This window comes from Saccharopolyspora endophytica, assembly GCF_018070075.1.
Classification (GTDB): Bacteria; Actinomycetota; Actinomycetes; order Mycobacteriales; family Pseudonocardiaceae; genus Saccharopolyspora; species Saccharopolyspora endophytica.
The window spans coordinates 212,407-224,378 of sequence record NZ_JAGPXE010000011.1; the positions used below are offsets into that span (position 1 = coordinate 212,407).

Sequence of the window (11,972 nt, forward strand, 5' to 3'; positions counted from 1 at the left end):
ACCCCTTTCCTCACCAGCGCACCAGGGCCGTCTCGAGGGTCGATCCGGGCCCCATCGTCATCAGCACTCCGAGATCGCCTGGTGCGGTGGCCTTCTCGGCTCGCAGCCGCTCGTAGGAGAACAGGAACGAACCGCTGGAGAGGTTGCCGTGGTCCCGCAGCACGCCGGTGGTGTGCCGCACGTCGTGCCGGGACAGGCCGAGGTTCACGCGCACCGCGTCGATGACCTTCTTGCCGCCGGAATGCACCACCCAGTGCGCGATCTCGCCCGCGCGCACCCCCGTGCCTTCGAGGAGCCGCCCCACAGCGGTCTCGGCGTTCGCGCCGACCACGTACGGGACTTCGGGATCGAGGTAGAAGCTGAACTTGCCGTGGTCGTCGTCCCAGTCGTAACGCATCGCGCCGACCGCTTCGGGGATGATGTGACTGGTGAACCGAAGCAGGGCCGGGCCCCGCTCCTCGGCTTCGGGCCCGGCGGCGCGCACGGCGACGGCCGCCGCCCCGTCGCCGAACAGGCTGTTGACGATCGCGGAGCGCATCGTGGAGTCGAAGACGTACGCGGCGGAGCACGCCTCGACGCACACCATGAGCGCCAGCTCGCCGGGATGACCGGCGGACCAGCCGGACACGGCGTTGAGCCCGTTGAGACCGGCGTTGCAGCCCATGCCGACCACGTCGAGCCGTTGGCACGACGGCTCGATGCCGAGCTCCTTGATGAGCAGCGCCGAGAAACCCGGGGTGACGAACCCGGTGGAGGTCACGCAGCACAGGTATCGGATGTCGCCGACGTCGGCACCGACATCCTCCAGGCAGCGCTCGACGGCCTCGCGCCCCATCCGCACGCCGGTTTCGGTGTGCTTGGCCAGCAGCTCGCCCTGGGTCTCGAGGACGGGCGTCCCGTCGGGACCGAGCGGCGGCAGGGTGAGGTTGCGCCGCTCGATCGAACCGCTGAGGAACGCGGAGCGGACCTTGGCGTCGGTGATGCCGTAGGTGCTGAGGATTTCGTGCTGCGTGTAGGAATTCGGCGGCACCGCGGTACCGACACCGACGAGGTTCGGGGCGTGAGCTTCCGGTCTGGTGGCTACTACCACTTCGTCCTCCGTCCTCCGCCACATCTCGGTGTCCGGGCAATGCTTTCCGAGCGCGCCGCGCGTGACACCAGTACTCACCGCCGTTACGGGCCTTCAGCTCCTGCTGCGGGGTCGCAGCGCGGGGCGTGGCCGTGCTTGCGGGGTGGCGTACATCTCGAGCAGCCGCTCGGTCAGCGCGTTCGGCGTGGGATGGCTGAAAACGGTGGCCGCGCTGACGTGCAGGCCGGTCGCGGTGGCGAGCCGGTTGCGCAGCCGGGTAGCGGTCAGGGAGTCGAAGCCCATGTCGACGAAGCCCCGCTCGGGGCTGATGGCCTCCGCGGTGTCGTGCCCGAGGACGACCGCGGCGTGGGTGCGCACGACGCGCAGCAGTTCCGCCTCGCGTTCGGCCGGAGGCAGGGACCGGAGCCGTTTCCCGAACTCCTCCGCGTCGTGCGGGTTCGCGGCTCCCGGGGCCGCTTGCCGGACACCGGCGATGCCGGAGAGGACCCGTGCCAGCGGGCGGGCCCGGGGGTCGTCGGCGAGGTGCCCGGCGAAGCGCGGCCAGTCGGCGTCGACGACGGCGATCCGGCTGTTCCCAGCGGTGATTGCGCGCTCCAGCGCCAGCAGGGCGAGACCGGGTTCCATCGGGTTGAGGCCAACGCCCGTCGGTTCGGATCCCGCCCAGGGGCCCCAAGCGACGCAGGTCACCGGCAGTCCCTCGACGTCCCGTTCCTCGGCGAGGGCCTCCAGCAGGGCGCTCGCGACGGCGTCGCCGGTTCGACCGCCGGCGCCGACCGCACCGGAGAACGACGAGAACAGCACGAACGCCGCGAGGTCGGAGTCCCGCGTGAGGTCGTGCAGCTGCCGGGCGGCTCGCGACGAGGCTCGCGCCACCGCCTGGAGCCGTGCCGGGGTCATCTCGGAGAACGCGCCGTGGTCGACGACACCTGCCGCGTGCACGACGGCGGTCAGCGGTCGCTCGGCCGGAATGCCGTGGAGCAGGGCCGCGAGCGAGTCGTGATCGCCGACGTCGCACGCGACGAGGGAGACCTCGGTGCCGAGGGCGGTGAGCTCCTCGTGCAGCGCCGCCGCCCCGTCGGCGTCGGGACCGCGCCGGGAGACGAGCAGGAGGTGTTCGACGCCGGTGCGAGCCAGCCGCCGGGCCACTTGACTGCCGAGAGCGCCGGTGCCACCGGTGATCAGAACGGTGCCCCTGGACGGCCACGGATCGGATCCGGACCTCGGCCGGCCACCGGAGGCCGCGACGACGCGGCGCGCGAAGACTCCGGAGCCGCGGACGGCGAGTTCGCTCTCCCCGACGCCGCGCGCCAGAACGGCGCCGAGCCGGTAGCCCACCCAGCCGTCGAGCTCCGCCGGCAGATCGACGGTGCCCGCCCACCGGACCGTCTCCTCCAGGACGGCGACGCGGCCGAGTGCCCGCACGCCGGACTGCCCGGGCCCGCGCACCCGTTCGGCGGCGCTGACGGCCGTGGCCGCCCTGGTCACGTGCCACACGGGCGCGCGCACGTCGAACTCGTCGAGCGCCCGCGACAACGCCAGTGCGAAGGTCACGCCCAGCGGCACCGCGTCGTGCTCGGGATCGTCCCCGTCGGCGAGTGCCAGCAAGGACAGCACCCCGGAGACGGGTCCGGCGCCGGTCACTCCGGCGGCGAGGGCGCTGGGGTCCGCGACGGGGACGAGCACGGCCGTCGCCCCTCCGGCCGTCAGCGCCTCGGTGACGCCGGTGACCCACGGGTCGTCGGAGAACCGCTCGGGCAGGACGACGAGCCAGGTGCCCGCGGGTTCGGCTGCGGGGACGCTGACCGGTGTCCACGCCGTGCGGTAGCGCCAGCCGTCGACGAGGGCTTCGTCGCGGCGGCGCTCCCGGTAGGCGGCCAGCAGCGGCAGCAGCTCGGCCGCTCTCGCCTCGTCGCCGAGGGCCAGCTCGGCGGCGAACGCCGCATCGTCGGGGATCCGGTCCTGCGCGGCGTCCTCGGCGCGCAACCAGTAGTCCCCGCGTTGGAAGGCGTACGTCGGAAGGCGCACGGATCCCGGCGCCCGCCCCGGCACGACGGCGGACCAGTCCACCTCCGCGCCGCGGACGAACAGGTGGGCCAGCGCCTCGGTCAGGGACGCGATCTCGTCGGCTCCCGCGCGCATCGCGGGCACGAACTCCGCCTCGGGCGCGGAGTCCTGGCCGAGGGCCGAGAGCACGCCGTCGGGGCCGAGTTCGAGGAACGTGGTGACGCCCCGCGCGGCGAGCGCGGCCACGCCATCGGCGAAGCGGACGGGTTCCCGCACGTGGCGCACCCAGTGCTCGACCGCGCACGGCTGGTCCGCGGGAAGCGGCTCGCCGGTCAGGGTGGACATGACGAGCAGCTCGGGCACGGCGAAGTCCAGCTCGCCCACCTCGTCGCGGAACGCGGCGAGCACGGGGTCCACCAGCGGCGAGTGGAAAGCGTGCGACACGACGAGCCGCTTCGTCTCGACGCCGCGTTCGCGCAGCACGGCGACGATCCCGTCGACGCCGGCGCGCGTGCCCGAGAGCACGACGGCCTCCGGACCGTTCACGGCGGCAACGCCCACCTCGTCGCGGTGGCCGTCCAGCAGCGGCAGGACATCGGCCTCGGCCGCCCGGACGGCCACCATGACGCCGCCGTCCGGCAGCTCCTGCATGAGCCTGCCGCGCGTCGCGACGAGCGCGCAGGCATCGCCGAGCGAGAGCACCCCGGCGACGTGCGCGGCGACGATCTCACCGATCGAATGCCCCGCCACGGCATCGGGCCGCACGCCCCAGGACTCGACGAGCCGGTAGAGCGCGGTCTCCACGGCGAAAAGCCCGCACTGGGCGTACAGCGTGCGGGACAGCTCGCGCTCGGCGTCCTCGTGATCGCCCAGCACGACGTCCCGCACAGCCGGAATTCCCGGCAGCCGCGCGTCGAAGTGCTCGCACGCGGCGTCGAAGGCCGCGGCGAACACGGGGTACGCCGCGTGCAGCGCACGTCCCATGCCGACGCGCTGGCTGCCCTGGCCGGTGAACAGCACGGCCATCCGGCCGGTGGTGGCGCTGCCGGTCACCAGGCGCGGCTCGGTCCGGCCCTCGGCCAGCGCCGCGAGACCCGCGTCGAGGTCCTCCCGCCGCTCGCCGAGCACGACGGCTCGGTGCTCGAAAGCGGTCCGCCGGGTCGCCAGCGCCGCGGCGAGGTCCACCGGGTCCGCCGAGCCGACCGAGTCGAGCAGGCGCGCGGCCTGCTCCCGCAACGCGGCCGAGGAGCGCGCGGAGACGAGCCACGGCACGGCTCTCACCGTCTCGGGCACCGCGGCCGGCTCGTCCACCGGTGGGGCCTCTTCGACGATGACGTGCGCGTTGGTGCCGCTGATCCCGAACGAGGAGACACCGGCTCGACGCGGCCGGTCCGCCGTCGGCCAGGCCGCGGGCTCCCGCAACAGCTCGACGTCGCCGTCGGACCAGTCGACGTGCGTCGAAGGCCGCCCGAGGTGCAGCGAAGCGGGCAGCACGCCGTGTTCCAGCGCCTTCACGACCTTGATCACCCCGGCCACGCCGGCCGCGGCCTGGGTGTGCCCGATGTTGGACTTGATCGAGCCGAGGCGCAGCGGGTTTGAGCCCTCACCGCGGTCCTGCCCGTAGGTCGCCAGCACCGCCTGGGCCTCGATCGGATCGCCGAGCCTGGTCCCGGTGCCGTGCGCCTCCACGGCGTCCACCTCCGCCGGGCCGAGCCGGGCGTCGGCGAGCGCGGCGCGGATGACGCGCTGCTGGGAAGGTCCGTTCGGAGCCGACAGCCCGTTGGAGGCGCCGTCCTGGTTCGTCGCCGTGCCGCGGACGACGCCGAGGACGCGGTGCCCGTTGCGGCGGGCGTCCGACAGCCGCTCGACGAGCAGGACGCCGGCGCCTTCGGCCAGCGACGTGCCGTCGGCGTCTTCGGAGAACGCCTTGCAGCGGGCATCGGCGGCGAGGCCGCGTTGCCTGCTGAAGCCCATGAGCGCACCGGGTCCCGGCATCACGGCCACCCCTCCGGCCAGCGCCAGGTCGCTCTCACCGCTGCGCAGCGACCGCACGGCCATGTGCAGGGACACCAGCGACGAGGAGCACGCCGTGTCGACGGTGACCGCGGGGCCTTCGAGACCGAGGACGTAGGCGACCCGCCCGGACACGACGCTGCCCGCGGTGCCGGTGAGCAGGTGTCCCTCGGCGCCGTCGCCCGCCTCGTGCAACCGGGGCCCGTACTCCTGGTAGTGCGCGCCGACGAACACGCCGGTCCTGCTGCCGCGCAGCGCTGCGGGGACGATTCCGGCCCGCTCGACGGCTTCCCAGCTCGTCTCCAGGAGGAGCCGCTGCTGGGGGTCCATGCTCAGCGCCTCGACGGGCGAGATGCCGAAGAACTCCGCGTCGAAGCGGCCCGCGTCGTGGAGGAAACCGCCCTCCCGCACGTAGATCCGGCCTGGCACGTCCGGATCGGGGTCGTACAACGCGTCGAGGTCCCAGCCCCGGTCCGCAGGCAGTCCGCCGATGGCGTCCCCGCCGGAAGCGACGAGCCGCCACAGCTCCTCGGGGGTGGTGACGCCGCCGGGATAGCGGCAGGCCATGCCGACGATGGCGATCGGGTCGTCGGCGACGTCGGGGCGCCGCGGCTCGGCAGTGGACTCCGCTCCGACGGCGACCGGGTCGAGGAGGTTGGTGAGCAGGTGTGCCGCGAGGGCTCCGCTGTTGGGGTGGTCGAACGCGAGGGTGGCGGGCAGCCGCAACCCGGTCGCGGTGCCGAGCCGGTTGCGGAGGTCGACGGCCGTGAGGGAGTCCAACCCGAGGTCCTTGAACGCCGACTCCGGCGCGACGGCACCCGGATCGGAGTGCCCGAGGACGGCGGCGACCTGGGTGCGCACGAGGTCCAGGACGGTGTTCCGGCGGTCGTCCGTCCGCTGGGCGAGCAGCCGCTGCCGCAACGCCGCGGACCCGTCCGCCCCGGGTGCGGCGAGCGCACGTCGGCGAGGGGCGGCCGGTTGCCGGACGAGCCCCCGCAGCAGCGGGTGCACCGGAGCGTTCGGGTCGGCCCGCGGGTCGAGGCGGGCCGCCACGAGGAGGTCCTCGGGCGAGGAGATCGCGCGGTCGAGCAGCGCCAGACCGTCCTGAGTGGACAACGCCTTCGTTCCGGTGCGGGCGATGCGGGCGAGGTCGGTCTCGCCGAGCCCTTCGGTCATACCGGAGCGCTGTTCCCACAGCCCCCACGCCACCGACACGGCAGGCAAGCCCCGCGACCGCCGGAACGCCGCCAACCCGTCGACGAACGCGTTCCCCGCCGCGTAGTTCGCCTGTCCCGCTCCACCCAGCACACCAGCGGCGGAGGAGAACAGCACGAACCAGCGAACATCGTGATCCCGGGTCAGCTCGTGCAGGTTCCACGCGCCCGCCACCTTCGCGGCCAACACGTCGGCCAACCGCCGCGGGGTCAACGACTCCACCGTCACGTCATCCAGAGCCCCCGCCGCGTGCACGACACCGGACACCTGACCATCCACACAGGACAGAGCGTTTGCGAGCGCGCCCCGGTCCGCCACATCGCACGCCGCGACCCGCACCTCGACACCGGCGGAAGTCAGCTCACGGACCAGGTCATCCGTTCCCGGAGCCTCCGGACCCCGGCGGCTGAGCAGCAACAACCGGCGCACGCCCCACTCGGCAGCGACATGCCGGGCCACCACGCCACCGAGCACACCCGAGGCACCCGTCACGACGACCCAACCCTCGGGCCGCGTCGGAGCAGGAGGCACGGTCAAGACCAGCTTCCCGACATGGTGGGCTCGGCTCATCACGGCGAAAGCCTCGCCCGCCCGTCGGGCGTCCCACACCGCGAGCGGCAGCGGTTCCAGCGCACCCGCCTCGAGGAGCCGCACCACTTCGCGCAAGATCTCACCCAGCCGGTCGCCACCGGCCTCGGCCAAGTCGAACGCCCGGTACTTCACACCGCCGTACGCCGCCGCGACCTCATCGGCATCACGCACATCCGACTTACCCATCTCCACGAAACGACCGCCCGGCCGGGTCAGCCGCAACGACGCATCCACCAACTCCCCCGCCAACGAATCCAGAACGACATCCACACCACCGAAGAGGTTCTCGAAATCGCCGTTGCGCGAGGACGCGATCCGCTCCTCAGCAACCCCCAAACCCCGCACCACCGGCCACTTCGGCTCACTCGCCGTCGCGCACACCTCGGCACCAAGATGCTGCGCCAGCTGCACAGCAGCCATGCCCACGCCGCCGGCAGCGGAATGAACGAGAACCGACTCCCCGGCCTTCAGATCCGCCAAGTCCACCAACGCGTAGTACGCCGTCACGAACGCCGCTGGAACCGACGCGGCACGCTCGAAACTCCACCCCGCAGGCACTCCGACGACCGCGCACTCCTCCACCACGACCGATGAGCCGAAACCGCCGCTCCACAGGCCCATCACACGATCACCGGGCTCGACGCTCGTGACGCCGGAGCCGATCTCGGTCACGACCCCCGCGCCTTCGCCACCCAGCACGGCGTTCTCGGCATCGGGATACATTCCCAGCGACACCAGCACATCGCGGAAGTTCACCCCGGCCGCACGCACCTCCACCCGCACCTCGAACTCACCCAGCACCCGATCGGCCGCGCCGGACGGAACGACCGACATGCCGTCGAGGCCGGTCGCCGGGTCGACTCCCAGCTGCCAGGGACCGTCGGGCAGCCGCAGCGGAGCGGGAGCCGCCACGACTCGCGGGATGCGCGGTTCGCCGCGCCGCAGCGCCAGTTGCGGTTCGCCCGTGCCCAGCGCGCCGGGCAGCGCGGTGAGCGAGGCCGGGTCGCCGTCGAGGTCGACGAGGACGAAACGTCCGGGGTGCTCGGTCTGCGCGGACCGCACCAGCCCCCAGACCGGGGACGCGGCCAGGTCGGACAGGTCCTCACCGCCATCGGCGGCAACGGCGCCCTGCGTGAGGAGCACCAGCCGGGCTCCGGCGAACGCCTCGTCGGCGAGCCAGTGCTGCACGAACGCCAGCGCGCGCTCCGCACTGGACATGGCCTCCGCCGCGACATCCGCACCGGACGGGGCGAAACCGACGAGCACGTGCTCGGGCATCGCGCGCTCTCCCGCGGTCACCTGCCCGGCGAGTGCGGCCAGATCCTCGTACTCGTCGGCGATCCGGGCCAGACCGAGCGCGTCCCCGCCCACGACGGCGAGGTGCGCCTCCCCGCCGTCCGTCGCGGACGCGGGCGTCCATTCGACGCGGTGCAGGGCATCGGCGGTGTCGCCGAGGTTCTCGCTCAGCGGCCGGGTGATCACTGCCTCGATCGTGGCCACGGGCCGGCCCTCGTCGTCCGACGCGAGCAGCGACACGCTGCCGTCGTCCGCCGGTACGAGCCGGACCCGCAACCTCGTCGCCCCGGTGGCGTGCAGGGACACACCGCTCCACAGGAACGGCAACCGAACCTGACCCGACATGTCCGCGCAGAACGACCACGCGTGCAACGCGGCATCGAGCAGAGCAGGATGCACCCCGAACCCGGCGGGCTCCGCCCCCTCCGGCAACGCGACCTCCGCGAAGATCTGCTCCCCGCTCCGCCAGACCGATTCCAGACCGCGGAAAACCGGTCCGTAGACGAGACCGTCCTCCCCCAACCGCTCGTACACACCGCCGATCTCCACCGGCCGTGCTCCCGCCGGGGGCCAGCTCGCCAAGTCGTCGGGTTCCTCGGAGTCACCGCTGCTCAGGACGGCTCGCGCGTGGCGGGTCCAGCTGCCGTCGGCGCCGCGGACGTGCACCCCGGCGGACCGGCGTCCGTCCTCGTCGCCAGTCACGGTCAACTGGACGTCCAGTGCACCGCCGTCGGCGGGGAGCACCACGGGTGTCTCCAGGCTGAGTTCGTCGATCCGGTCGCACCCGACGCTGTCCGCCGCGCGCAGGACGATCTCCACCAGCGCGGTCCCCGGTACCACGCTCCGTCCTCGCACGACGTGGTCGGCCAGCCAGGGATGCGTCCGCAGCGACCAGCGGCCCGTGAGGAGGTAACCGTCGGAGTCGGGCAGCGGCAGACCGGCGTCGAGCAGCGGGTGAGCGACGTCGTCCATGCCGCGCGCGGCAGCGGGAGCGCTCTGGTCGAGCCAGAAGTGCTGGCGTTGGAAGGCGTAGGTCGGCAGGTCCACCCGCCGAGCACCGGTCCCGTCGTAGACGCGCGCCCACTCCACCGGTGCCCCACCGACGAAGGCCTCCGCCAGGGACCGCAGCACGCGCGCCTGACCGCCTTCGTCACGGCGAAGAGTCCCCACCACCGACACCTCGGCATCCCCGGCGGTCTCCTCGATCCCCGGCGTCAACACCGGATGCGGACTCACCTCCACGAAATGCCGAAACCCCAGGTCCACCAGGCCCCGAACCGTCTCCTCGAACCGCACCGGGTTGCGGAGATTCCGGTACCAATACCCCGCGTCCAACCCCGAGGAGTCGAAGACGCCACCGGTCACGGTCGAGTGGAACGGCACCGCGCCCGGCTTCGGGGTCACTCCGAAGACCGCGTTCTCGACCGCGTCCCGAATGCTCTCCACCTGCGCGCAATGGGACGCGTAATCGACCGGGACTCGACGAGCCCGGATCTCATCGGACTCGCACCCGGCCAGGAACTCCTCCAACGCGGCATCGGCACCCGACACGACGACCGCCGAGGGGCCGTTCACCGCCGCGATCGCGAGGTCACCGCCGCTCGACGCGAGCCGCTGCTCGACCTCCTCCACCGACGCGGCGACGGAAACCATTCCGCCGCTTCCCGACAGCCCGGAGGCGACGGCGCGGCTGCGCAGCGCCACGATCCGCGCGCCGTCCTCCAACGACAACCCGCCGGCCACCACAGCGGCCGCGATCTCACCCTGCGAGTGCCCCACCACCGCTGCGGGCTCCACGCCGCACGAACGCCACACCTCGGCCAGGGACACCATCACGGCCCACAACGCGGGCTGGACGACATCCACCCGCTCCAGCGCGACCGGATCACCCAGCACGTCCGGCAACGCGACATCCACGAAAGGCCCTAGCGCTGCAGCGCACTCCCCCATCCGCGCGGCGAACACCGGTGACGACTCCAGCAACTCCGCCGCCATCCCCACCCACTGCGAACCCTGCCCCGGAAAGACGAACACGGTCCCGGCCCCGCCTCGGGCGTGACCGGTGACGAGTTCGGCGGGTGCACCACCGGTCGCGTGCTCGGTCAACCGATCGCCCGCGAACGCGAGATCGGGGGCGAGGAGCACCGCACGATGGTCGAGAACGGCGCGGGTCGTGGCCAGCGCGTGGCCGACGTCCGCGATCGTGTGCTCGGGGTGCCGCGCGACATGCGCGGCGAGCCTGCCCGCCTGGTCGCGCAGCGCGGCGGCGGACGCGGCCGACAGGACCCACGGGGCGAGCGGCAGTGCGCGCGCGGGCGCGGGGTTCGGTTCGTCGCCGGGAGCCGGAGCCTCCTCGACGATGGCGTGCGCGTTGGTGCCGCTGATCCCGAACGAGGAGACGCCGGCACGACGCGGTCGCTCGCTCCGCGGCCAGTCGAGCGGATCGGTCAGCAGGCGCAGGGCGCCACCGCTGAAGTCCACGTGCGAGGACGGTTCGGCCGCGTGCAACGTCCTCGGCACGATCCCGTGCCGCAACGCCAAGACCATCTTGATCACACCCGCGACGCCGGCCGCGGCCTGCGCGTGCCCGATGTTGGATTTCATCGAGCCCAGCCACAACGGCGCTTCCGGGCCCCGGCCCTGGCCGTAGGTGGCCGACAGGGCGCCCGCTTCGATCGGATCGCCCAGCTTCGTCCCCGTGCCGTGCGCTTCGACCACGTCCACGTCCGACGCGCTCAACTCCGCGTCCGCCAGCGCGGCGCGGATCACCCGCTGCTGAGCGGGACCGCTCGGCGCGGAGAGCCCGCTGCTGGCACCGTCTTGGTTGGTCGCGGTGCCGCGCACGACCGCGAGGACCGGATGTCCGGCGCGGCGCGCGTCGGAGAGCTTTTCGAGGCACAGCATTCCGGCGCCCTCGGCCGGTCCGAAACCATCGGCCGCGGCCGCGAAGGACTTGCAACGGCCGTCGGGGGCGATGCCGCGCTGCCTGCTGAAGCTGATGAAGGTACCGGGGGTGGACATGACGGTGACACCGCCGGTGAGGGCGAGGGAGCACTCGCCCCGCCGCAACGACCGCACCGCGAGGTGGAGGGCGACCAGGGAGGAGGAACAGGCGGTGTCGATCGTGACCGCCGGTCCTTCGAGGCCGAGGGTGTAGGCGATGCGCCCGGAGGCGATGCTCAGCGAGGTCCCGGTCCCGAGATGTCCCTCCACCCCGTCAGCGGCGGTGTGCAGCCGCGGCCCGTAATCGGGCGAGACCGCCCCGACGAACACGCCGGCATCGCGCCCCTTCAACGACGCGGGGTCGATACCGGCTCGTTCGACCGCCTCCCAGGACGTTTCGAGCAGCAGCCGCTGCTGGGGGTCCATCGCGAGGGCCTCGCGCGGGGAGATCCCGAAGAACCCCGCGTCGAAGTACCCGGCGTCGGCGACGAAGCCGCCCTCCCGGGAGTAGGTGCGCCCCGGTGTGCCGGAATCGGGGTCGTAGATCGCTTCGGTCTCCCAACCCCGATCCTCCGGGAACGGGGTGATGGCGTCGGTGCCGTCGCTCAGCAGGTCCCACAGTTGCTCGGGCGTGGTGACGCCGCCCGGGTAGCGGCAGGCCATGCCGACGATGGCGATCGGTTCGTGGGCCGCGGCTTCCAGGTCCTGCAACCGCCCGCGGGTCTGGTGGAGCTCGGCCGTCACGCGCCGGAGGTAACCCAGCATCTTTTCTTGTTCCGACATCTTTACCTCACGGGGTCGTACGGCCGGGGAGAAGGGG

At 72.8% G+C, this 11,972-nt stretch carries 2 protein-coding genes; both read right to left on the bottom strand.

Going from position 1 to position 11,972, the window contains the following annotated elements:
• Window positions 1-10: 10 nt before the first annotated feature.
• Entirely contained in the window at window positions 11-1,090 is a 1,080-nt protein-coding gene (gene dpgA / locus KBO27_RS24340) for a 3,5-dihydroxyphenylacetyl-CoA synthase DpgA (RefSeq protein WP_307870587.1), read from the bottom strand.
• Window positions 1,091-1,183: 93 nt separating this feature from the next.
• Window positions 1,184-11,935 carry a type I polyketide synthase gene (locus KBO27_RS34925; RefSeq protein ID WP_246537907.1) on the bottom strand — a complete coding sequence of 3,584 codons (10,752 nt, stop codon included), beginning with the start codon at window positions 11,933-11,935 and terminating at the stop codon, window positions 1,184-1,186.
• Between the last annotated feature and the right edge of the window lie 37 nt (window positions 11,936-11,972).